This window comes from Microbacterium thalli (assembly GCF_028737325.1).
GTDB lineage: Bacteria > Actinomycetota > Actinomycetes > Actinomycetales > Microbacteriaceae > Microbacterium > Microbacterium thalli.
Genome location: NZ_JAQZCH010000002.1, coordinates 1,086,912 through 1,110,522, shown reverse-complemented (window position 1 = coordinate 1,110,522; position 23,611 = coordinate 1,086,912). Strand labels below are relative to the sequence as shown.

Below are 23,611 nucleotides of genomic sequence, written 5' to 3'. Positions count from 1 at the left end.
TGCCGCTCCGGGGTTTCCCCAGGCTCCCCGCCTAACCTGGGTCGGTGACATCCTCGCCGCTGCATTCGTCGGACGCGCCCCTCGTCGGCGTCGTCATGGGTTCGGACTCCGATTGGCGCGTGATGAGCGACGCCTCGCAGGCGCTCACCGAGCTCGGCATCCCGCACGAGGTCGAGGTCGTCTCGGCGCACCGCACTCCCGACAAGCTGCTGCGCTACGGGCGAGAGGCGCGTAGCCGCGGCCTGCGGGTCATCGTCGCCGGCGCCGGGGGAGCGGCGCACCTGCCGGGCATGCTCGCCTCGCTCACGCCGCTGCCGGTTGTGGGCGTCCCCGTCCAGCTCGCGACGCTCGACGGCCTGGACTCGCTGTTGAGCATCGTGCAGATGCCCGGCGGCATCCCGGTGGCGACGGTGTCGATCAACGGCGCCAAGAACGCCGGCCTGCTCGCCGCACGGATCATCGGCGTCGCCGACCCGCAGGTCGCCGACCGGCTCGAGGACTACGCGCGCGAGCTCGAGCAGCAGGTCGACGAGAAGAACCGCCGGTTGAAGGAGTCCCTGTGAGCCTGACCGCGCCGCCGCGCGGGTCCGCGCGCCCGCGCGGTCGCAACCTCGTCGAAGAGCGGCCGCTGCGGCATCCCGACGCGTCGTCGCCCGAGATGATGGGTCGCCGGGGCTGGTGGCTCGTCGTCATGAACTTCCTGCTGCCGGGGTCGGCACAGGTGCTCGCCGGCAACCGTCGCCTCGGTCGTTTCGGCCTCGGCGCGACGATCGTGATGTGGCTGCTCGTGCTCGTCACCGTGCTGACCGGCCTGCTGTGGCGCCCGCTGCTGCTCTCGCTGGCGACGAACTGGTTCGTGCTGCTGCTCGTGCAGGGCGTCATCGCGTTCTACGCCGTGCTGTGGATCGTGCTGACCGTCGACACGCTGCGCCTGGTCAGACTCGTGCGGGCCGGCACGATGGCGCGCATCGGCGTGCCGCTGCTCGCCATCGTGCTCGCGATCGCCTCGACCTCGGCCGCCGCCTGGACCTTCGACCGCGTCAACTCGGTGCGCGAGACGCTCAGCAGCGTCTTCGGCGCCAGTGGCCCGAGCGTTCCGCCGTCGGACGGCTACTACAACATCCTTCTGCTGGGCGCCGACAGCGGCGACGGCCGCGACTCGATGCGTTTCGACTCGATCTCGGTCGTGTCGGTCAACGCCGAGACCGGTGCCACCACGATCACCGGCATCCCGCGCGACATGGGCCACTTCCCGTTCGCCGAGGGACCGATGCGCGACCTCTACCCCGACGTGCACGAAGGCCGCGTCGACCCCGACTGCGGGTGGAACAGCGGCATCAACCAGCTGCGCACCGAGGTCGAGGTCTGCCGCGACGGTGATGCGCTGTACCCCGACGCCGTCGCCGGCGGGTCATCGCCGGGTGTCGAGGCCACGAAGGATGCCGCCGAGGGGATCCTCGGCATCACGATCCCGTACTACGTCTTCCTCGACATGAAGGGCTTCGCCGACCTCGTCGATGCCCTCGGCGGCGTGGACATCAACGTGATCGAACGCCTGCCCAAGGGCGGCGGTCCCCAGTACGAGGGCCAGAGCGCCGAGGACTGGGCCGAGGGATGGATCGAAGCCGGGCAGCAGCACATGGACGGCGATACCGCCCAGTGGTACGCCCGCTCGCGCTACACCACGAGCGACTTCGACCGCATGCGCCGCCAGCGCGAGCTGCAGCAGGCGATCCTCGCGCAGATGACGCCGCAGAACGTGCTCGACCGATTCACCGAGATCGCCGACGCCGGCCAGGTGCTCGTGCAGACCGACATCCCCGCCGATCTGCTGCCGTTCCTCGCCGACATCGCGATGAAGGCCAAGGAACAGCCCGTCACCACGATCGAGCTCACGCCCGAGAACGGCATCGAGGAGCGCGAGCCCGACTTCGCCCTCGTTCAGGAGATGGTGCGCAACGCCCTGCACCCGCCCACCCCGGAACCGGAGGCCGAGGGATGACCACCGTCCTCAAGCTCGTGCTCGACCAGCTCGCCGACGTCAGCGACGCCGACACGGCGGAGGCGTCGCTCGAGGTGGCGCGGGCGCTCATCGCCACCGCCCCCGCACGCTGCGAGGTGGCCGGCGTCATCGCCTCCGACGCGGGGGGCGCCGCCGCCGGCATCGCCGGTCTGGCGCAGACCATCCGCGCGCCGTTCCCGCGCACGGGACTGCTCGCCTCGTGGCCGATGGGCATCACGGGGGGAGTGGCCGGCGGACTGCTGCACGCCCCCACGATCCTGGCCCCGCTCGTCAAGCACGACCGTGCTCACGATCTCGAGCAGACCGTCGTGACGGTCTGGGACCTCGCCGCGTGGGAGACGCCCGCCCTGCTGCCCAAGGCCGCGGTGCTGGCCCAGCGCGCACTGCTCAAGCGCGCTGAGAAGCACGCGGATGCCGTCGTCGTCCCGACGCACGCGCTCGCCGACCGCCTCGCCGAGATCGCCCCGCGGCTGGGCGCACGCGTGCGCGTCATCCCGGGCGCCGCGCCCGAGGGCTTCCGTGTGCCCACCGACGCGATCGGTCGCCGCCGCGAGCTCGGGGTGCCCGACCGGGTCGCGGTCGTCGCCGGCGGCACCGAGGACCGCCTGCGTGCCGTGCTGACATCGATCGCGGGGGAAGAGACCGTCAGCGTGGTGATCTTCGACGAACCGGCCGATATCGCCGGCGTGATCGAGCAGGCGGGGATCTCCCGCGACCGCGTGATCATCCCCGGACGATTGGATGCCGCCGACCGTGCGGCCGTCCTCGACGCCGCGGTGCTGCTGATCGCGCTCTCCGAGCAGTCGGCGTTCCCCTGGCGCGCGGTCGAGGCGATGGTGCTGGGCGTTCCGGTCGTCGCGGCCGACTCGTCGGTGCACCGCGAGGTGCTGCTCGACGGGGCGCGCATCGCACCGTTCGCCGAGCTGCGCGACGCCGCGGGCGAGGTGCTGGCCACCCCCGACGAGCTGCACCGTTGGGCGGTGCGGGCCGGCGATCGCGGGCGGGCGTTCTCGTGGCGTGATCACGCCGAACGCGTCTGGGCCCTCCACGCCGAGCTGTGACGCGGTGTCCGATCGCTCCTCCTAGGGTGGACCTATGCCCGCACGCGTAGGAGTCGTCATCCGCACGGCTGATCGGCCCGAGCTCCTCGCCCGGGCGCTCGCCGACGTCGCCGCCCAGACCTTCGGCGATCGGCGAATCATCGTGGTCAACGATGGCAGTGATCGGGCCGCCGTCGATGCGGTGGTGGCGGCGTCGGCCGTCGCCGACACCGTGACAGCGCTCGACTCACGAGCGCCGGGCGGCCGGTGCGCCGCAGCGAACACGGGCGTCGACGCTCTGGACACCGAGTTCATCGTCCTCCATGACGATGACGATCTCTGGGCGCCGGAGTTCCTCGAGCGCACCGTCGCCTTCCTCGACGAGCACCCGGACGACTCTGGGGTCGGGGTCGCGACGGCGATCGTCTACGAGGAGAAGCGCGCCGGACGCTGGGTCGAGACGGGACGTGCGCCTTTCTGGGCGGATCTGACGGCACTCCGCTTCATCGATCTGCTCGAGGTCAACCGTGCGGTCCCCATTTCGCTGCTCTACCGCCGCGCGCTGCACGAGCGGGTCGGCCCCTACGACGAGTCGCTCGAAGCCGTCGAGGACTGGGAGTTCTACCTCCGCGTCCTCGCGGTTGGGACGCTCGGCTTCATCGCGGGCACGCCGTTGGCCTTCTGGACTCAGCGTCCGAGCGCGTCGGGTGCCGAGGGGAACAGCATGTTCGCGCTCGAGCACCTCCATGACCGCGACGACATGATCGTTCGCGACCGCGAGCTCCGTTCCTGGGTGGCGGACAACGGTGCCGGGCTGCCGCTCTACCTGGGCGCCATGGAGCGTCGCATCGTCGCGGAGCTGCGGAGCGAGGTCGAGTCGCTGCGGCGCGAACAGCGCGAGCAGCGAGCCGCCATCCGCGCCGACATCGACGCGCATCAGCCGATCTGGTCGAGGCTGCGCCGTCTGCGCCGCCGCATGTCGCGCTGACCACCGCTGTAACGGACGGATGACGAATCGGCGTGGAGTCTGTGTGACCGGAGCGATGGCAGCAGAATGATTGCGTGACCTCTCCCCGTGCGCGCAGAACAACGACCTCGATAACTGCGACGAGCTTCCGCCTCTTCGGCGGTCTCGTCGTCGGGATGCTGGCCCTGAGCTCTTGCGCCACCCCCGCCGGCGGTGCCATGACCCCGACCCCGACGGCGACACTCGAGACGCCGACACCTGAGCCGACGCCGGAGTCGACCCCGACGCCCGAGGACACCGCCACCCCGGACGTGCCGACCCCCACCGAGACGGTAGAGGTCGACACGCCCTATAACGGCGAGGTGCTGATCGTCACCGCGGAGCAGCGGGGTGCGACGCTCGAGGTAACGGCGATGATCCCGGGCGTCAGTGAAGACGACGGTACCTGCACGCTCCGCATCGACGGCGTCGGTGCGGCGACCATCACCAGCACGGCCGGCAACGGCGTGACGTACTGCGGCCTCATGTCGGCCGCTGTCGCATCAGACTCGGCGGCAACGGGCTTCGATGTGCAGTACGAGTCCTCGTCGACGCGGGCGCGTTCCGCCGACTCGAGCGTCGAGTCGAGCCAGTGAGCGCGCGCCGCAGCATCCGCTCGTCCGTCGCGGTCCTCGCCGCATGGGTGTGCGCCGTCGCCCTGCTCGTCGCTGCACCGGTGGCGCTGTCGTCGTCGATCGCTCCGGCTCCCGCCGCCGCGGCCGCATCGGGCTCGGACTTCAATCCCGGCAACATCATCAGCGACGCCGCGTTCTACGACTCCAACGCGATGGGCTCACCCGAGATCCAGGCCTTCATGGAGCGCCAGGTGCGGTCGTGCTCCTCGGGCTACACGTGTCTGAAGGACTACCGACAGAACACCGACAACCGTCCGTCCGACCGCTACTGCAACGGGTACGAGGGTCGCGGCAACGAGAGCGCGTCCACGATCATCGATCGCGTCGCCCGCTCGTGCGGCATCAGCCAGAAGGTCATCCTGGTGCTGCTCGAGAAGGAGCAGTCGCTCGTCACGTCGACTGCGCCTTCCGCGGGAGCGTATGCCGCGGCAACGGGGCAGGGATGTCCCGACACGGCTCCGTGTGATTCCGCGACGCTGGGCTTCTTCTACCAGGTCTATTACGCGGCCCGGCAGTACAAGATCTACAAGGCCTTCCCGCAGGACTTCGGCTACCAGGCCGGCCGGTGGAACAACATCCTCTACTCGCCGTACGCCGATCGGAACTGCGGCACGCAGCGGGTGTTCATCGAGAACCAGGCGACCGCTGGCCTGTACATCTACACGCCCTACGTGCCGAACAAGGCTGCGCTGGACAATCTCTACGGAACGGGTGACCGTTGTTCCGCCTACGGCAACCGCAACTTCTGGCGGCTCTACACCGACTGGTTCGGCTCGACGCAGCCTCCCGCGAACCCGTCCGGACCGTTCGGCAGCGTTGACGCCGTACAGGCGCGGCCGGGGTCCTTCCAGGTCTCGGGCTGGGTTGCAGACCCCGACACCAGCAATCCCATCGCAGTCCACGTGTACGTGAACGGCGTCGGTCACGCCTTCACCGCAGATGCCGAGCGTCCCGACGTCGGCGCTGCGCTTCCTCACCTCGGTTCCCGTCACGGGTTCTCCGTGACGGTTCCGGCGGCGGCAACGGGCGTCAACGACGTGTGTGTCTACGGCATCAACGTGGGACCAGGGGGAAATGCTCAGATCGGGTGCTCGAAGGTCACTGCTCTGACGGGGTCTCCGAACGGGAACCTCGAGGCGGTCACCGCGACCGCGGGCGGTGTGTCCGTCGGCGGCTGGGCACTGGATCCCGACACCCGCGATCCCATCGACGTGCACGTCTACGTGGGCTCGACGGGAACGGCTCTGCGCGCCGATGCCAACCGACCTGACATCGCCTCCGCCTATCCGCTCTACGGCGCTGCCCATGGTTTCGGAGCGACCTTGCCCGCCGCCCCAGGCACCTACGACGTGTGCGCTTACGCCATCAACACCGGCTTCGGCGGCAACGTCCTTCTCGGGTGTCGTAACGTCACCGTCACGGCACCTAGTGACCAGGGACGGGCGCCGTTCGGCGTCTACGAGGGCCTCTCGGCGGAGGGCCGGACATTGACGGTGAGCGGCTGGGCTATCGACCCGGACACGATCGCGCCGATTCGCGTCCGGGTGGATGCCGGAGGCGTGGTCACGACTGTCACCGCCGACAACGCACGAGCGGACGTGGGAGCGGCGTATCCCTCATCCGGCGCGCGGCACGGGTTCGTCGCGAAGTTGGAGGTGCCGGTCGGAGAGACGCGTGTGTGCGTCACCGCGTTGAACAATGGACGCGGCGGTGACACTTCGCTCGGTTGCAAGACCATCACGGCACGGTTGCCCGATCTCGGACGTGCGCCGGTCGGCGTTCTCGAGGGCGTGACGGTGCGCGGCACCACCGTTGCTGTGAGCGGATGGGCCTTGGATGAGGACACCTCGGACCCGATCTCGGTGCACCTGTACGTTGGGTCTCGGGGTGTGGCATACAACGCTGACCTGCCCCGCGCTGACGTCGGCGCTGTGTATCCGGCTCAGGGACCGAATCACGGCTTCTCGCAAGTCATGGACGCACCGCCGGGGCGCTCGGAGGTGTGCGCCTATGCCATCAACAACGGGGCGGGCGGGAATAGCTTGCTGGGCTGCAAGACGATCGTCGTGGGGACGAACGAGAAGCCGCCCTTTGGCAATCTCGAAGCGGTGACGGCGACGGGAAGGAACATCGTCGTCGATGGATGGGCCATCGACCCGGACACTCCTGACCCCATCGCGGTTCATGTCTACATCAGCGGAGTCGGGACTGCGCACACGGCCGACCGAACCCGTGCCGACGTCGCCGGTGCCTACCCCGGGCTGGGAGCCCAGCACGGATTCTCAATCAACAGGCCGGTCTCACCTGGGACGTATGACGCCTGCGTCTACGCCATCAACAACAACGGCAGCGGGCCCCACACGCTCTTGGGATGCCGTCAGGTGCGAGTACCGTGATGACGGCGCTGATCACCTGTGGGTGGTCAGCGCCGCCAACGGTTCAACCGCGGAGGTATCGGTTGAGAGCTGCGCGCCAGTCGTCGCCCGATAGCGCAGGGTCCTCCTGCAAGGTCCCGTTCAGAGGGCGTGGCGAGACGGCAGCCGCCGCGTCGGCGAAGTACTCCGCCGTGGTCACGGCGGACACGCGATCCGCCTCGTGTCCCGTCAGCGTGAACACCGCCGCGGCGACCTCGCGCCAACTCGCCGGAGTGCCGCTCGACGTGACATGGTGAACGCCGTAAGGGGCACCGCTTCCGAGGAGGTGCCGGATGCCGCGGGCGATGTCGTCGGTGAACGTCAGGCGCCCGATCTGATCGTTGACGACCTTCGGATCGATGCCACGCTCGGCGAGCGAGGCCATCGTGCGGACGAAGTTGTCGCCGTCGCCGATCACCCAGCTGGTGCGGACGATGTAGTGCCGGGGAACGACCGACACGACGGCATCCCCAGCCGCCTTCGTCTGCCCGTACACGCCGAGCGGTGACACGGGATCGTTCTCGGTGTAGGCGCCGTCCTTCGTTCCGTCGAACACGTAGTCGCTCGAGACATGAACGAGCGTGATGCCGTTCGCCGTCGCGATGCGTGCCAGGGCGGCTACAGCGGTCACGTTGGCGGCCCAGGCCTGTGCGCGGCCCTCGGGCGTCTCGGCGAGGTCGACCTTCGTGTACGCGGCCGCGTTGATGATTGTGCTGTAGTCGCGCCACCGGCGTGCGGAGGTCAGGTCGGGCGACGTCAGGTCGAGGTCGTCTCGCCCGGTGTACTCGATCCACGGCTGGTCGCCGTACTCGGCGCGTAGCGCCCGGCCGAGCTGCCCGTTCGCGCCGGTCACCAGGATGCGCTTCGGCGGCATCGGAACCACCTCGGAAAGACGCGGGTGGTTCTTATCCTTCTCGCTGATCTCGACCTGATCGAGCGGGATCGGCCACTCGATCGCGGCGGTCTCGTCGGCGAGGTTCAGGAACGTGTAGGTCGCGTCGGGCGACCAGTGGTCGTTCACGAGGTACGTGTAAGCGGTGTCGGGCTCGAGCGTCTGATACGAATTCCCGACGCCCCGCGGGACGAAGATCGCGCGAGAGGGATCGAGCTCGGCGGTGTAGACGGCGCCGAACGTCGGACCCTCGCGGAGGTCGACCCAGGCACCGAAGATGCGACCCGTGGCGACCGAGACGTACTTGTCCCAGGGCTCGGCGTGGATGCCGCGGGTCGTGCCGACCGCGTCGTTGAACGAGATGTTGTTTTGCACCGGGCCGAAATCGGGCAGGTCGATGCCTGGCGCGGTCATCTTCTCGCGCTGCCAGTTCTCCTTGAACCAGCCGCGTGAGTCACCGTGCACGGGCAGGTCGAGGACGATGAGTCCCGGGATCGGGGTCTCGGTGACCGTGAGCGCCTTACCGAAATCGATCGACACGGGTCACTGCCCCTTCGAGGCGTAGAAGGCCTCGACGCCGTCCTTCGCGGGCGCCCACCAGTGCTCGTTCTCGCGGTACCAGTCGATGGTCGCCTTCAGGCCGGCCTCGAAGTCCTGGTAGCGAGGCGTCCAGCCGAGTTCCGTGCGGAGCTTGGTGGAGTCGATCGCGTAGCGCATGTCATGGCCGGGGCGGTCGGTGACGTGATCGTACGCGTCGGTCGGGTTGCCGGTGACAGCGAGGATGAGTTCGACGACGGTCTTGTTGTCCTTCTCGCCGTCGGCGCCGATGAGGTAGGTCTCACCGATCACGCCCTTGTCGAGGATGGTGAGGACAGCGGAGGAGTGGTCGTCCGCGTGGATCCAGTCGCGGACGTTCTCGCCCTTGCCGTAGAGCTTGGGGCGGATGCCGCGTAGGACGTTGGTGATCTGGCGGGGGATGAACTTCTCGACGTGCTGGTACGGCCCGTAGTTGTTCGAGCAGTTGCTGATCGTCGCCTTCACCCCGAACGAGCGCACCCACGCACGCACGAGCAGGTCGGAGCCGGCCTTCGTGCTGCTGTAGGGCGAGGAGGGGTTGTACGGCGTTGACTCGGTGAACCGTGCCGGGTCGTCGAGTTCGAGGTCGCCGTACACCTCGTCGGTGGAGATGTGGTGGAACCGCTTGTCGTGCTTCCGCGCGGCCTCGAGCAGCGTGTAGGTGCCAACGATGTTCGTGTCGAGGAAGGGGCGCGGGTCGTGCAGCGAGTTGTCGTTGTGCGACTCGGCCGCGTAGTGAACGACGGCGTCGACCTGGCCGAACAGCTCGTCCACGAGCGCCGAGTCGGCGATGTCGCCCTGCACCAGCCGCACCCGGTCTTCAGGCAGGCCCGCGAGGGACGCGGCGTTGCCCGCATAGGTGAGCTTGTCGAGCACGATCACCGAGTGATCGGTGTTGCCGATGACGTGGTGAACGAAATTCGAACCGATGAACCCGGCGCCGCCGGTCACAAGAAGCGTGGACACGCCTTCAAGGCTAATGGGCGGGCGCGTGGTTTGGCGGGCCGGACAGCGTGGGGGAAACTTGTCCCATGCGCGGCATCATTCTGGCAGGCGGCACGGGGTCACGTCTGCACCCGATCACCCAGGGCGTCTCGAAGCAGCTCGTGCCGGTGTACGACAAACCGATGATCTACTACCCGCTGTCGACGCTCATCCTCGCGGGCATCCGAGACATCCTCATCATCACCACTCCCGACGACGCTCCGCAGTTCGCTCGCCTCTTGGGCGACGGCTCGGCGTTCGGTGTCTCCATCACCTACGCGCAGCAACCCCAGCCCGACGGGCTTGCGCAGGCTTTCGTTCTCGGCGCGGACCACATCGGCGGCGACTCCGTCGCGCTCGTTCTGGGCGACAACATCTTCTACGGTCAGGGGATGGGCACACGCCTTCGTCAGTACAACGACGTTCGCGGAGGGGTGGTCTTCGGCTACTGGGTCGACGATCCCTCCGCTTACGGTGTCGTCGAGTTCGATGACACCGGCCGGGCGATCTCCTTGGAGGAGAAGCCCGAGTCGCCGCGAAGCAACTACGCCGTTCCCGGTCTCTATTTCTATGACAACGACGTGGTGGCCATTGCCCGCGACCTCCGTCCCTCCCCGCGAGGGGAGCTGGAGATCACCGACGTCAACAGGACCTACCTCGAAGCCGGACGTCTCACTGTCGAGATCCTCCCGCGAGGCACGGCATGGCTGGATACGGGAACGTTCGATTCGCTCAGCGAAGCCACAGAGTTCATTCGGACCGTCGAGAAGCGACAAGGACTCTCGATCGGGTGTCCCGAGGAAGTCGCGTGGCGGATGGGGTTTCTGTCGGACGATGAACTGCGTGACCGGGCGTCGAAGCTCGCGAAGAGCGGTTACGGCGCATACCTGCTCAAAGCGCTCGCACAGGGAACAGGTGCCCCGCATTGAGCCGCGCAAGTGTTCCGGCCGCGTTTCCGGTCGGCGGCAGGCGCGGCGTCGTCTACAGTGTCCCTGCTCGGCGAGGACGGATCGCGGAAGCTGCGGTCTACGCCCTAGAACGCCTGCGCCGCGAGTCAGATGAGATCATCCTGGTTACGGGACGACTCGACGATGACGCGCGAGCGCGCGTGAGAACCCTCGTTGACGACGTCGTGGAGGACACCGGCCCCGTCACGGGCTTCTGGGGCGCGCGGGTCGGCCTCGCCCGGTGGGGCCGCCGCGTGGAGGATTTCGACGAGATCATCGTGACAGGCGACCGTTGGTTCGGTCCCGTGGGCGACCTCGGTCCGACTTTCGAGCGCATGGATCGGCGCGCGCTCGACGTCTGGTCGATCACCGACCGTCGCGATCCTCGGCGATCCGACCGCTCGGAGGGGCGGGACGGCATCGTCGAACTGAGCACTTACTGGCTCGCCGTTCGCCGCCGAGCGCTGAACTCCTCCGTGTGGCGCTCGTTCTGGGATACCTTGCCAGCGATGCCCGAGACGTCTCACGATGCTCGTCGTGTCGAGTCGGGACTGTCGCACCTTCTCACGAGGTCGGGGTTCCGCGGGGGCGCCGCGTTCCCGAGCGACGACTATCCCGCCGAGCATCCTGAGATGTTCAACGCCGAGCTGTTGATCGCCGACGGTTGTCCCGCTGTGGTCCGGGATGTCTTCGACGGCTATCCCCTGTTCTTCGATCAGCACGCCATCGTCGGAAGGCGTATCGCGGCAGCGATGGCCGACCACGGCTATCCCCTGCACCTGCTGTGGCAAGACCTGGTGCGCACCATGCCGCCGAAGTCGCTGCACACCCAAGCGGCGATGATGGAGGTCCTGCCGGAATCCAATTCGAACGCCGAGCCCTCGGAGCTCGCGGTCGTCGGCGTCGTGCAGGTGGTAGAGACCGCCGGGCTCGCCGAGATATTCAGCCGTCTTGCTCCGGTGCCAGGCCTTCGGCGCATCGTGTGCAGTTCTCCGGACGAGGCGGCCGCCCGGGCGATCGACGAGGCGTGGCGAGTCCACGGAGTCGACGGGGTGATTCTGACGGTCGTGCCGGCGCCGGGACGTGTGTTCGATGACGTTTCTGTCGTCTTCGACCTTTGTCGAGAAGACGTGTTCAACGGCGAGGCGGACGTCGTCATCGCGCTGCACACCGGGAGTCGCGCCGAGCACGCGATGAACGTACGGCGCTATCTCCGTATGCAGCAGCTCGACTGCCTCGTGGCCGGGCCGGCCTACGTGCGGAACGTGCTCGATCTTTTCCGCCGGGAGCCAGGGCTGGGGATGGTCTTCCCGCCGACTCCGCACATCGGCGTCTCGAGCCTCGGGTCAGGTTGGCTCGGCCTTCGCGACGGAGCGCGGCGTCAGCTCCGCGACATGGGCGTCGATGTGCCGCTCGACTGGGCCTCGCCCCATGCGCCGCTGGGCGGCATGTGGGTCGGGCGGCCGGACGCCCTGCGGCGCCTGGCGGGTCGCCCCTGGATCTCGGGGCAGGATGGGAGCGACCTCCATCGGAGGATGCTGACTTACGTAGCCGCCGAAGCGGGCTACCACACTCGTACCGTCGCCACGGCCGAACACGCGGGACTCAGCCACGGGTCGTTGGAGTACGTCGCGGATCAGATGGCGACGACCTCCTACGGATATCCGGCTGGCTACACCTCGATGCTCCACCGGGCCGGGGACGTCGGCGCGGGTCGGGGACGCGACTTCGCCCGGATGTATCTTCGCTATCGAGCACCGCGGATGCTGACGCTGGTTCATCTCGCGGGACGAGTGTTGCGCCCGGCCCGACCGATCGTGCGCGCGATGCGGCAGAAGATGAGGAGAAACTCGTGACGGATGTGGCTGAGCCGCCGAGCGTGCCGACGCGATTCCTCGACGGTGATCGACGCGCGGTCGTGTACGTGATCTACGACAAGCGCGGGCGCGTCGACGACTTCGTTCTTTATGCGCTGCGGGCCCTGCGCGAGCACGCGCACTACATCGTCGCCGTCGTCAACGGGGAACTGCTCGCCGAGGCTCGCGCGGCGCTCATGGATGTCGCGGACGACGTTCTGCAGCGCGAGAACACCGGGCTCGATATCTGGGGGCAGAAGGCGGGACTCGACCTGCTCGGCGATCGCCTCGCGGAGTTCGGGGAAGTCGTGCTGACCAACGACACCTGGTTTGGTCCGGTTCGGCCGTTCGCTCCGATCTTCGAGCGTATGGACGCCACCGCGGTCGACTTCTGGGGCCTCACCGATCACCCTCGGGTCGAGGTCGATGCGTCGTGGACGGGCGAGGTGATCCCTTACCACCTCCAGTCGTTCTGGATCGCTGTCAGGCGACGCATGTTCTCGTCCGGAGCGTGGCAGGGATACTGGCGCGACCTTCCCGTCCTCGACGATTGGCGGGAGGCCGTCACCCGACACGAAGTGACTTTCACCGAGCACTTCGCATCGCGTGGATTCACGCATGAGGTCGGGTTCCCGTACGCCGACTACGACACCGAGAATCCCTCGATCTTCAACGCCGCCGCGATGCTCGATGCAGGGTGCCCGGTGGTCAAGCGCAAGCCGTTCTTCTTCTGGCCGATCACCATGGACCACAACGCTTCCATAGGGCGGTGGGCTCTGGAGAAGGTGGAGCAGTACGGATACCCGCGGGAACTGATCCTCCCGAATCTCGCCCGGAACTCGCCCCCTCGGGACCTGGCGACCGACATCGGGGCCTTGGAGATCCTGCCGGATCAGGCCGTGCTGCACGACGAGTCGTCCTCCCTCAGGCTGGCCGTCGTCGCGCACATCTATTACGTGGACATGGCAGAGGACATGCTGCGGCGCGCGGACCTGATGCCGGGCCCGTACGATCTCATCGTCACCACTCCGGACGCGGGCCGCGCTGACGCGATCGCCGCCGTCATCGCCAAGTTCCCGCGGGAGGGGCGTCGCGTCGACATCCGTGTCCTGCCCTCGAACAACGGTCGTGATCAGAGCGCGTTCCTCATCGCCTGTCGTGACGTCATCATGGATGACAGGTACGACGTCCTGGTGAAGATCCACACCAAGCGGACGCCGCAACAGGGCTACGCCGTCGGCCAGCACTTCGCGTCTCAGCAGCTCGACAATCTGCTCCCGAACGCCGGCTACGTGTCGAACCTCATCGGCCTGTTCCAGCGCGAACCGACCTTGGGCCTTGTCTACCCGCCGATGATCCACATCGGTCACGGCACCCTCGGCCATGCCTGGTGGGGGAACCGTGAAAGGTTCAGCGAGGTCGCCGAACAGCTCGATATGCGCGTTCCGCTCGACAACGGATCGCCGCTTGCCCCGTTCGGATCGATGTACGCTGCTCGTCCCCGCGCACTCAGGAGATTGGCCGAGCACCCCTGGCGCTACGAAGACTTCGGGGGAAAGGACGCGTACCGGGATGGCGGTCTGGCACATGTGCTGGAGCGCATGCCGTCTTACGTCGCGGCCGAGGACGGGTATCACACACGCCACGCGCTGACGGCCGAGTATGCGGCGCTGAGTCACACGTCGCTCGAGTTCAAAGTGGACGAGATGGCTGCGACGATTCCCGGCTCGCTGCGAGACAAGGTGATCTTCCTCCACCGCGCGGGTTGGATGGGAACCGGCCGACTCAGCGACTTCATCGCGATGTACCGGCGATACCACGGTCTTGATCGCGACCCCGAGACGGGACGACTTCGACGGCTCGACCGCGTTCTGCGCTGGCTGAGCGACCGCGCCATTCGCTCAGCCGAAGCCGCGTAGAATCTGAAGCTCCCGAAGGGCGAAGGCAGTTTGGATACATCGGCTAGATTCGCGCGCTTGACCGCGCTTCCGTTCGCCACCGTCACGGCGAACGGCATGACCGTCCCGGGCCGAGGTGGGAAGATCCGCGAGGTGCTCGCGCGGCGGGACCTGCTGTTCCTCCTCGTACGCCGTGACCTGCAGGTTCGTTACCGCGACAGCTTCCTCGGCTTTCTGTGGACCGTGATTCGTCCCCTCATCCAGTTCCTGATGTACTTCATCGTGCTGGGGCAGTTCCTGCGTGCCGCCGAGGGCATCCCGAACTTCGCGGTCTATCTATTCGCGGGCCTCACGCTGTACATGTTCTTCAACGACACCGTTTCGGGTGCCACAGGCTCCATCCTCGCGAACGGTGGCCTGGTCAAGAAGATCTACCTTCCGCGCGAGATCTTTCCGTTGGCCAGCGTCGGGGGCGCGGGGTTCATGTTCTTCGTGCAGCTCGCCGTTCTCCTGACCGCAGCAGTCTTGTTCCGTGCACTGCCGGCGCCGGTCGAGATGCTCTGGTTCTTCCCTTCGTTCGCCTTGGTACTCCTCTATGCCACCGCGGTGGGGTTGCTGCTGTCGGCGATCAACGTCTATCTGCGCGACATCCAGTACCTCACCGAGGTGGTGCTGATGCTCGCCATGTGGGCGTCGCCCATCGTCTATTCGTGGCGGATGGTGAGCGATGTCATCAGTCGCTTCTCTCTCCCGTCCTGGGGGATCGAGCTCTACCTCGCGAACCCGCTGACGATCGCGATCCTCGGGTTCCACAAGGCTTTCTGGGGTGCCGGAGCGCCAACCGACTATCCTGCGAACCTCGAACTCAGGATGCTCATCGCGGCCGCCGTCGGAGCGGTGCTGCTTCTCGTCGCCCACCGGGTCTTCACCCGCTTGCAGGGCAACTTCGCCCAGGAGATCTGATGCCAGGCACCGATACCCCGCCTGCTGTCGTACGCGTCAACAGCGTGCGTAAGCGCTTTCGAGTCCGACGCGACAACAACCTGAAGGATCGCATCGTTCATTTCGGGCGGCAGGGCAAGCAGCATCGCGAGGACTTCGTCGCCGTCAAGGATGTGACGTTCGAGATCGAAGCGGGAACCACCGTGGCGCTCATGGGCGCCAATGGGTCGGGCAAGAGCACTTTGCTCAAGCTCATCGGCGGCATCGTGTCGCCGTCGAGCGGATCCGTGGAGACGCGCGGCCGTATGGCGGCTCTCCTGGAGCTCGGCGCGGGTTTCCACCCGGACCTGAGCGGGCGGGAGAACATCTACCTCAACGCCTCCATCCTCGGTCTCACTCGCGCGGAGATCGACGATCGATTCGACGACATCGTCGAGTTCAGCGGTATCGGCGATTTCATCGAGACTGCTGTGAAGTTCTACTCGTCCGGGATGTACGTGCGCCTCGCCTTCTCGGTCGCCATCCACACTGACCCGGACATTCTCCTGGTGGATGAAGTCCTTGCTGTGGGTGACGAGGCGTTTCAGCGCAAGTGCATGGACCGCATAGCGCGGTTCCGTGCGGAGGGCTGCACGATCATCCTGGTGAGTCATTCAGCACAACAGGTGGCGGAGCTTTGCGACCGTGGCATCGTCTTGCGCCAGGGTGCTGTGGTGCACGACGGCGATGTGGACGAAGCGATCGGCGTTCTCCGCGATGTGTTGGACGGACGCGACGCCGCCACCGTCGCGGAGTCTGCGGAGTCCGCGCCGATCACGGTGGCGAGTGTGGAGGTCCTCGACGCCGATGGTTCCCGCCGTCGCGCTTTCGCCTCGGCCGAGACGATCACGGTGAGGCTCGAGCTACAGGCCGGACATGAGATCGATCTGTGGGCGGCGGGCTTCAGCGTCAACACGCCCCTGGGGCACATGGTGTTCGCGTCGAACACCGACCTCCTTCGCTCCGAGCTTCCGACCCTGTCCGGAGCGGCGACGGTGGACTTCCGGGTTGAGGCTTTGCATCTCGGAGCGGGCACCTATCACGTGCACGGAAACGCTGTGGCGCCCGACGAGGGTGGGGTCCACGGGATCGCACACGGAGCAACGTTCACCGTTCACACCGAGCAGCAGACGCTCGGCACGACGACGGCCGACGTGGCGGTCGTCGTGCGGACTCACTGACGCAGTTCGATCGCTGTCCGCAGCAGCGTGCGCGCGCGGGCATCGAACGAATGGTGCACGCGCACCTGCGATGCAACCTCGCGAAGCCTTTCGGGCGACGGGAAGATCGTGTCGAGATCAGTGCGTAGCAATGAAATCAGTTCGGGAACGGACTCGTATGTCACGACCGCGCCGCCGAACAAGTCATCGATGCCGGCGACGGTATCACTGACCGCGCGTCCCCCAGCGGCGACCACGTCGAAGAGGCGGTTCGAGACGAAGCCGTGACGCTGCATCGCGGGCCAATGATCGTTCATCACCGCACGCGCGCTCTCATAGAGCGGCGGCAGCGCGGAGTTCGGAACGCCGGTAGCGACGATGGAGGCGGCGGGGATGTAGCCACGCCAGTCGGGACCATAGACATCGATGGGGATGCCGGCGCGAATGGGCTCGACGACGGACGGTCGGGCGATACCGCGAGCGGTCCCGATGAAGACAAGGCGGTCGGTTCGGGGGAGCCCGGCGGGAAGGAAGCGGCGGGCGTCTGTGCACTGGAGCAGTGGGGTCACAGTCACCCCGAAGCGCCGCTCGGTGTTCCGCGCCCAGGCCTCCGACGCCGCGAACACCTTGTCGAAGCTCGACAATTCGTCGTACTCGATCTCGTCAGGATGACTGATGACCCAGAGGAGTGACAGAGCGCCCCTTTGCCCGCGAAAGGGCTCAGGACCGCGGAGCGCGAGGACCACGTCGTCGAGGTACCCCGTCGAGCGCATCCGCGCGTCATATGCGTCGATGACCACTTCCTGACCGAGCCTACGGAGAGCCTCCGCGAGACCCCGAGCGAAGTGCGTGTCTCCCCAAGACTCGCCGGGCTTGCCGGGGGGAGCAGCTATCTTGATGGCCCAGCGAAGGCATGGGACGGTCTCCCCGTCCTCCGTCTCGGCCGTTCGTGGCGCGCGGGACAGCGTGGGAGATCCAGCCGTACCCGGCTCGACGCGGAGCCCGGCTCGCGCAACGAGGGTAGCCATGTCTGCGCCCCCCGCCACGGCGCTCGACTCGACAACGCCGGTGCGGATGACCGGCGCCCGAACCACGACGCCGGTCAGCGTGCGGGCACCCGACGCGGGTGACGTCGCCGGTGCGGCGTAGGTCTCGCCGGCGACGCTCGCGACGTCCAACACAGCCCCCAGGGCGAGCGCGTCTTCGGCCGGATGGTCGCGGAGCAGGTGTTGCGGGCGGCCTTCGTGCACCACGACGCCTGCGGACGCGACGGTTCCGTCCCACCCGAGCCACAGAGGCGCAACGGGCCCGTTCCTGCCCTCGTCGGCCAGAGTAGCCAGAGCCTCCGCATCGATCTCGGCATGAGGTCCGCGGACGACCACCGTGGCGGCGCGGGACCGAGCGATGCGATCAAGAAGATGGGGCTGGTCTCGCACGATCTGCGTCCGCGGCAGCCACAGCGCGAGGATGCACGATGCGATCCGCGCTTCGCCGCCCGCCGAGTTCAGCGCGATCACGGTAGCGACGTCTGGCTCCTCCGCGAGCTTCGCGGCCTCCATGAGGGGGCGTGCAGGGATACCCTCATCGTCGGCGAGACGGCAGACATACACGATGCGCGTGTCGCTGAGCGCGGGCTCGGCCGCCGGCGCGCAGCGTGCCGCGGTGAGCACGTCGCTCCAGGCGACGCGTTGCTGCAGGGCCGGAGACGACCCGAGCATGACGGAGCCCTCCGCGCGGGCCGCCCGCCACGCGTGCCCGAGGGGGCCGCCAGGCTCATCGGCCGATTCGGGGTGCCGCTCGACGTACCCAGGCGCGTCCCAATTCACGCTCACCGCGACCGAGCGAGGGTCGTTGACGAGGTAAGCGTAGAGGGCGGGGACGCGTCCCGCGTCCGGAAGCTGCGATGCGACGAGACGTTCCATGAAAAGCGGGTTCAACGACATACCATCGCGGAAGCCGGCGCGCACGTACCGGCGGACGGCGCGGCGGACCGAAGCGGGACCACCCTGGCCGACGACGAAGTCGATGTCGACGACGTGGGCGCGCCGGATGGTGTGAGCCCACCACGCGCGGTCCACCGCTTCCATGACCGGCCGTACGGCGGAGGCGCGGCGCATGCCCCGCCAGACGGCTCGAGCGTGTCTCAGCATCGTCCGATTATATGAAGTCGCTTTCGGCCCCGTCGGGAGCCCAGACCTCTGCGCGATACACTTGAGGCGCCATGTCGGACTTGAGTGAACGCGTCCTCGTCATCGTGCCCGCGTGGAACGAGGAACGGAACGTCGCCCACACGGTTCGCGAGATCCTCGCCGCCGACGCGCACTACGACGTGGTGGTGGTAGACGACGGATCGACCGATGCGACCGCCTCCGAGGCGCGGGCGGCGGGAGCAGAGGTGCTCCAGCTTCCCTTCAACCTCGGTGTCGGCGGAGCCATGCGTACCGGATTCACCTTCGCCCAGCGTCGCGGGTACGCCCGCGCGATCCAGGTGGACGCGGACGGGCAGCACAACCCTGAGAATATCGCCGCGGTTCTGCGCGGACTCGAGACCGCCGACATCGCCATCGGCGCACGCTTCGCGGACGCGGGTAATTATGTCGTGCGCGGCCCTCGACGGTGGGCGATGGTCTTTCTCGCCGCCGTTGTCTCGCGAGTGGCACACGTGAAGCTCACCGATGTGACGAGCGGATTCCGGGCCGCCAATCAGCGAGCCATTGCGCAGTACGTGCGCTACTACCCCGCGGAGTACCTGGGGGATACGCTCGACTCTCTCGTCGAAGCACTCCACGCGGGTCTGCGGGTGGTCCAGGTCCCCGTCGCGATGCGTCCGCGGATGCACGGAAGACCCAGTCAGGGTGTCGTCGGATCCACCGTTTATCTCGTCAGGTCCGTATTCGCGATTTCGCTCGCGCTCATGCGCGGCGCGCTCCGAAGGAGGCCCCGCGCATGATCGTCCCGATCGGCATCGCGTTCGCCGTTGTGATCCTCGCCATCATCGTGACGATGCTCATGCGGCGTCACCTGCGCGAGAAGTATGCCGTGATGTGGCTCGTCATCGGAGTGGCGATGCTCGCACTCGCCCTGTTTCCCGACCTGCTCGGTGCCCTTGCCGGGGTCCTGGGCGTGATCGTTCCGTCGAATCTCCTGTTTGCGCTCGCGGTTGCGCTTCTCATCGGTGTGGCTCTGCATCTCTCGTGGGAGCTGTCTCGTGCCGAGGAGGAGATCCGCCGCATAGCCGAGGAGGTCGCGATCCTGCGCGTGGAACTCGACGAGTTGCGCCTCGCCCAGCGCTCCGATCTCGCACCGGGGGAGAAGCGGAACGCTGGAGCTGCTTCGTGGGATGACTCTGACGACGCGGTCTGATCAGGCGGTGCCGTGGCCGCGGTTGATGAGGTCCTCCACGATGATGTCGGAGGGTGAAGCGGACTGATCGTCGGCTGCAGCGCGGAGCGAGTCGGCCTCGAGGAAGAACCGGCGGAGAACTTCCGGGTCCCACTTCGACAGAACGGCGCTAGTGCCGAGCCCCTCGTTCCGTTCCGTTGCCATGCGATGGATCAACGTAGGGATGCCGAAAACGGCAGACTCCTCTTGCACGCCCCCGGAATCAGTCACGACGAGCTGCGCGCGTCGCAACGTCTCGACGAAGATCGAATGCTCCTGTTTCGGCATGATTGTGAGACGTTCGAGGCGCATCGACCGGATCACACTTTCGATCGCGTCCCGCGAATACGTGTCGACCATCACACGCAGGTCTACAGGGCTGAACTCATTGAGCGCAGACAACGTGCTGCGCACGAGTGACGGGTTCGAGATGAACTCGAAGCGGTGGAGGAGGACGAGACCATACTTCTCCGCCGACGCGTTCTCGGCGTCCACCGAGACCGAGGCTCCGTCGCGCACGGCATCCTTCACCGTGTTGCCGTGGGTCACCACCACGTTGCGTCGGCCGGCGAGATTGGCCGCGGTCTCAGCGGTGGGGGCGTAGTGCACTTCAGCAAGGCGCCCGACGATCCTCCGGTCGAGTTCCTCGGGGAACGGGTGACGCCAGTCCCCTGAGCGAAGCCCCGCCTCGACGTGAGCGACCGGCACACCCGCGAGACGGCCGATGATGGTGCCGAGCACAGTCGTCATCGTGTCACCGTGAACGATCACCACGCTCGACCGAGGGGCCCGGCGCAGGGAGCGCATGTTCTTCAGCGTCCAGCATCCGACCGACACCATCCACCCGAGCATGTGAACAGGCTTCTTGAGCGGTTTGCCCCGCCAGCCGTTCGCGATAACCCGGTCGGGTTCGCGCAGACCGAGCTGAGGCATTGCCTTGCGCAGTGCGTCGGTGTGCTGGAAGGTGACCCACTGCTGGTAGCGCATACCCCGAGCATCGAGCCGCCGCATGACCGGCGCTAGTTTGATGGCCTCGGCCGTCGTTCCATAGATGAACACGATCATGAGCTCACTCCTTGCAAAACGACATCGAGAAAGACCGGCGGTGCACGATGACACCACGGACGAGCCCGGCCCAGAACGGACCGACGAACGGGAGAAAGTAAAGAAGGTAGGCGAGGGCGGATCGGCGCGACGCTCCTCGCGCTAGCGCAGCGGGAGCCGAAGCAGCGGCCAGAGCGGCCGCGATGATACCGAGCGCTTGAACGCCGCGACCTCGTCCGAGGAGGACGCTGATGATTCCGACGGTTACGGCGGGAGCAGCAGCGAGCGCCAGCAGCACGATCGACCGGGTAGGAGAGGTGCCCGCGTAGGAATCGACGAAAAGCGTTCCGCGATCGAAGGCGTGCCGGAGGAACGCCTTGACGGTCGTGCGCGGGCGGTAGAGGGCCCGGAAAGCCGGATCCAGCTGAATGCCCTCTTGCTCGGCAACCCAGCGAAGGATCTTGGTGTCATCCGACACAAGCTGCGAAGCGACCGTCGGCCTCGCATGGGAGAACGCCGCCATCAGAACGGAGCGCGGTGCGAGCAGCATCGTCGTCCCCTTGGGGCCGGAGTCGAAGTTCCGAGACGTGAGAACGAGTGGGCGAGGACGACGGAGGTAGCCCCCCCAGAAGAGACGTGTGGGTACCTCCCAGAACTGCCCGACCAGCGGGGCGGTGGGGTCGGTATCGATGTGGCCGTTCCACACGGGTGTGGAAGAGGAGTTTCGCCGGGGCCACACATGCGCGAGGCTGCCCGGGTCGATCAGCACGCGGGAGTCCAGTAGGAGCACCGTCTCGCAGGATGCTGCCTCGAGCCCGCGGAGCCGGGCGGCGAAGCGCCCCGAATTGGGCTGCCGAATCAGGTCGACCGTGCCCGGGAAGCGCACCGACGCTGCACTCACAACCGCGGCCGTGTCGTCCGTCGAGCCATCGTCGACCACGATGAGCTCGGCCCGGAGTCCGCCCTTCTCGAGCGCGACACCGAGAGCCGCCACGGTCGACGAGAGCCACGGGGCGGAGTTATAGGACGGGATCACCACCGTTAGATCGGAACCGGACGCGACCGACGACGTCGTCATGGCAGAGCTGGACCTCCGAGGGGGTGGATGGTGCTCCCAGGATCACGACCCGGTGCCGGATAGCATGATCGGGTGGGGCGGGACACTCGTCCAGAATAGTCCGTGCCGCGCGGCCCCCCTTTCGGTGGAGCCGCTCGAGTGTCTCGACCGAGGAGCCTGGATTGAACGATTTGCGTCACGCCGCACGGTTCGCGCGCCCGATTGCTATCCTCGCCGCGCTGGTGATAGCCCTCCTGAGCTGGGCGGTTTCCTCGCCCCCCGGATCGAGTCCGGATGACGACTACCACATGGCGAGTATCTGGTGCGGTACTGCCGCGCCGACGGATCTGTGCGCCGAGACGGGGTCGCCGGAGGAGCGAGTACTCCCGGCGGATGTCCTGGACGCAGCGAGCTGCTTCGCCTTCGATCCCGACGCTGCCGCGTCGTGCGCCCTCGATGAGGACGGGACTCGCGTGAGCACTCGCGGCAACTGGAACGGCGAGGCTTACCCACCCGTCTACTACGCCGTCACTCACCTGCTCGCGGGAGGCGATCTCTCGGTCTCGGTCGTCCTCATCCGCGCGGTCAACGTCCTGATCTACGTCGGCTCTCTGGCCGCCCTGTTCGTGCTCACCCCTCGAGCCGGTCGGAGCCCTTTGATCTGGGGCGCTCTCATCACGTCGATTCCGCTGGGCATGTTCATCGTCGCGAGCGTCAATCCGAGCTCGTGGGCTGTGACATCTGCGTCGACGCTCTGGATCGCGGTCTGGGGCTTCCACTCGCAACGGGGGGTGCGAAAAGTCCTTCTTGCTGTGCTCACGGTCGTCTTGGTGGTCCTCGGCGCCGGTGCTCGAGGAGACTCCGCGGCCTATGCCGTCCTCGCCCTCATCGCGGGGAGCGTGCTCGCGTTCCGTCGCGACAAGAGGTACCTGCTCGAGCTCCTCCTGCCGGTGGGACTCATTGCAGCGTCGGCGGCGCTGTTCCTCAGCGCGGGGCAATCGGCTGTCGTCGGCGGCGCGACCGTCGTCGAGAATCAGACCTACACCTTCACCGAGCTCCTCTTCATCAACCTCAAGCAACTGCCCCAACTGCTCGTCGGTTTCCTGGGGACCTGGGGCCTCGGCTGGCTCGATACCTACATGCCCGGGATCGTCTGGGTCCTCGCGATGACCGTGTTCGGCGGCGTCCTGTTCTGGGGGCTCGGGCGTGGCGACGGGAGGAAGTGGCTCGCGCTCGCCGGAGTCGGCGCGGGCGTCATCGCCGTGCCGCTCTACATCCTGATGCACGACGGAGTCGTCGTCGGCAATGGGGTTCAGCCCCGGTACGTCTTCCCGCTGATCATCATGTTCGCCGGCATCGCTGTCTTCGGCCATCGGGAGCCATCGCTCGGACTCAACCGACTGCAGCTGACGGTGGTGGCGATCTCGCTGGCCGTTGCGAACAGCGTCGCTCTGCATGTCAACCTGCGACGGTACGTCACGGGTCTGGACGTCGTCGGAATCAATCTCGACCGCGATGTGGAGTGGTGGTGGAACGCGCCCATCTCACCTCTGGGCCTGTGGGTGCTCGGAAGTGTGGCTTTTGCTGCGCTGCTCGGACTTCTGTTGTCCCTTGCCTGGCCGCGCCGCCGAGCAATCGCTCTCGAAGAGGCGGACGATGAGTACGCCGCGCCCGCACCGGCGCGGGCGACGGAGGTCGAGAGGTGAGGGCCGCGGCG

The 23,611-nt window shown here is 67.1% G+C and carries 19 protein-coding genes; 14 read left to right on the top strand and 5 right to left on the bottom strand.

Annotation, left to right across the window (positions count from 1 at the left end; genetic code table 11):
* The first annotated feature begins 95 nt into the window (after nucleotides 1-95).
* The 6 genes from purE (at nucleotide 96) to PUW82_RS13370 (ending at nucleotide 7,100) form a co-directional block, all read left to right on the top strand.
* On the top strand, nucleotides 96-563 hold the full coding sequence (gene purE, locus PUW82_RS13395; RefSeq protein WP_274222969.1) for a 5-(carboxyamino)imidazole ribonucleotide mutase: 468 nt from the start codon (nucleotides 96-98) through the stop codon (nucleotides 561-563).
* Entirely contained in the window at nucleotides 560-2,002 is a 1,443-nt protein-coding gene (locus PUW82_RS13390; protein WP_274222770.1) for an LCP family protein, read from the top strand. Before purE ends, PUW82_RS13390 begins: the two co-directional genes overlap by 4 nt.
* On the top strand, nucleotides 1,999-3,084 hold the full coding sequence (locus PUW82_RS13385) for a glycosyltransferase (protein ID WP_274222769.1): 1,086 nt from the start codon (nucleotides 1,999-2,001) through the stop codon (nucleotides 3,082-3,084). The genes PUW82_RS13390 and PUW82_RS13385 overlap by 4 nt, the downstream gene beginning before the upstream one ends.
* A gap of 34 nt (nucleotides 3,085-3,118) precedes the next feature.
* Complete coding sequence (locus PUW82_RS13380; RefSeq protein ID WP_274222768.1) at nucleotides 3,119-4,051, top strand: glycosyltransferase family A protein; 933 nt, start codon at nucleotides 3,119-3,121, stop codon at nucleotides 4,049-4,051.
* Nucleotides 4,052-4,125: 74 nt separating this feature from the next.
* Nucleotides 4,126-4,665 carry a hypothetical protein gene (locus tag PUW82_RS13375; protein ID WP_274222767.1) on the top strand — a complete coding sequence of 180 codons (540 nt, stop codon included), beginning with the start codon at nucleotides 4,126-4,128 and terminating at the stop codon, nucleotides 4,663-4,665.
* Entirely contained in the window at nucleotides 4,662-7,100 is a 2,439-nt protein-coding gene (locus PUW82_RS13370) for a hypothetical protein (protein WP_274222766.1), read from the top strand. The genes PUW82_RS13375 and PUW82_RS13370 overlap by 4 nt, the downstream gene beginning before the upstream one ends.
* Before the next feature lie 43 nt (nucleotides 7,101-7,143).
* Here the strand turns inward: PUW82_RS13370 and PUW82_RS13365 are convergent, their stop codons facing one another.
* Nucleotides 7,144-8,550, bottom strand: coding sequence for a sugar nucleotide-binding protein (locus PUW82_RS13365; protein WP_274222765.1), 1,407 nt, complete (start codon nucleotides 8,548-8,550; stop codon nucleotides 7,144-7,146).
* A 3-nt stretch (nucleotides 8,551-8,553) separates the two neighbouring features.
* Nucleotides 8,554-9,552 carry a dTDP-glucose 4,6-dehydratase gene (rfbB, locus tag PUW82_RS13360; protein ID WP_274222764.1) on the bottom strand — a complete coding sequence of 333 codons (999 nt, stop codon included), beginning with the start codon at nucleotides 9,550-9,552 and terminating at the stop codon, nucleotides 8,554-8,556.
* Nucleotides 9,553-9,617: 65 nt separating this feature from the next.
* Between rfbB and rfbA the strand changes: the two genes are divergently transcribed.
* From rfbA to PUW82_RS13335, 5 genes are read left to right on the top strand one after another with little or no spacing between them, the layout of a single operon-like run.
* Entirely contained in the window at nucleotides 9,618-10,499 is an 882-nt protein-coding gene (gene rfbA / locus PUW82_RS13355) for a glucose-1-phosphate thymidylyltransferase RfbA (protein WP_274222763.1), read from the top strand.
* Nucleotides 10,496-12,373, top strand: a complete 1,878-nt coding sequence (locus tag PUW82_RS13350) for a rhamnan synthesis F family protein (RefSeq protein WP_274222762.1) — start codon at nucleotides 10,496-10,498, stop codon at nucleotides 12,371-12,373. Before rfbA ends, PUW82_RS13350 begins: the two co-directional genes overlap by 4 nt.
* Complete coding sequence (locus PUW82_RS13345; protein ID WP_274222761.1) at nucleotides 12,370-14,292, top strand: rhamnan synthesis F family protein; 1,923 nt, start codon at nucleotides 12,370-12,372, stop codon at nucleotides 14,290-14,292. Before PUW82_RS13350 ends, PUW82_RS13345 begins: the two co-directional genes overlap by 4 nt.
* 57 nt (nucleotides 14,293-14,349) lie before the next feature.
* On the top strand, nucleotides 14,350-15,234 hold the full coding sequence (locus PUW82_RS13340; protein WP_274222760.1) for an ABC transporter permease: 885 nt from the start codon (nucleotides 14,350-14,352) through the stop codon (nucleotides 15,232-15,234).
* Nucleotides 15,234-16,433: an ABC transporter ATP-binding protein gene (locus PUW82_RS13335; protein ID WP_274222759.1), complete on the top strand. Its 1,200-nt coding sequence runs from the start codon at nucleotides 15,234-15,236 to the stop codon at nucleotides 16,431-16,433. The genes PUW82_RS13340 and PUW82_RS13335 overlap by 1 nt, the downstream gene beginning before the upstream one ends.
* On the opposite strand, the gene PUW82_RS13330 is transcribed toward PUW82_RS13335, so the two are convergent.
* The gene (locus PUW82_RS13330; protein ID WP_274222758.1) at nucleotides 16,427-18,562 is read right to left on the bottom strand and encodes a glycosyltransferase family protein; all 2,136 of its coding nucleotides are present in this window, start codon (nucleotides 18,560-18,562) and stop codon (nucleotides 16,427-16,429) included. The two genes, PUW82_RS13335 and PUW82_RS13330, sit on opposite strands and share 7 nt — an antisense overlap.
* A gap of 71 nt (nucleotides 18,563-18,633) precedes the next feature.
* On the opposite strand from PUW82_RS13330, the gene PUW82_RS13325 reads away from it, so the two are divergent.
* Together PUW82_RS13325 and PUW82_RS13320 are read left to right on the top strand one after the other, a co-directional pair.
* Complete coding sequence (locus PUW82_RS13325) at nucleotides 18,634-19,362, top strand: glycosyltransferase family 2 protein (protein WP_274222757.1); 729 nt, start codon at nucleotides 18,634-18,636, stop codon at nucleotides 19,360-19,362.
* Nucleotides 19,359-19,775, top strand: coding sequence for a DUF2304 domain-containing protein (locus tag PUW82_RS13320; protein WP_274222756.1), 417 nt, complete (start codon nucleotides 19,359-19,361; stop codon nucleotides 19,773-19,775). The genes PUW82_RS13325 and PUW82_RS13320 overlap by 4 nt, the downstream gene beginning before the upstream one ends.
* On the opposite strand, the gene PUW82_RS13315 is transcribed toward PUW82_RS13320, so the two are convergent.
* Together PUW82_RS13315 and PUW82_RS13310 are read right to left on the bottom strand one after the other, a co-directional pair.
* Nucleotides 19,776-20,858, bottom strand: coding sequence for a UDP-N-acetylglucosamine 2-epimerase (locus tag PUW82_RS13315; protein ID WP_274222755.1), 1,083 nt, complete (start codon nucleotides 20,856-20,858; stop codon nucleotides 19,776-19,778). It abuts the gene before it with no gap.
* A 4-nt stretch (nucleotides 20,859-20,862) separates the two neighbouring features.
* Entirely contained in the window at nucleotides 20,863-21,915 is a 1,053-nt protein-coding gene (locus tag PUW82_RS13310; protein ID WP_274222754.1) for a glycosyltransferase family 2 protein, read from the bottom strand.
* 221 nt (nucleotides 21,916-22,136) lie between these two features.
* Between PUW82_RS13310 and PUW82_RS13305 the strand changes: the two genes are divergently transcribed.
* Nucleotides 22,137-23,600 carry a DUF2142 domain-containing protein gene (locus PUW82_RS13305; RefSeq protein ID WP_274222753.1) on the top strand — a complete coding sequence of 488 codons (1,464 nt, stop codon included), beginning with the start codon at nucleotides 22,137-22,139 and terminating at the stop codon, nucleotides 23,598-23,600.
* The last annotated feature ends 11 nt before the right edge of the window (nucleotides 23,601-23,611 follow it).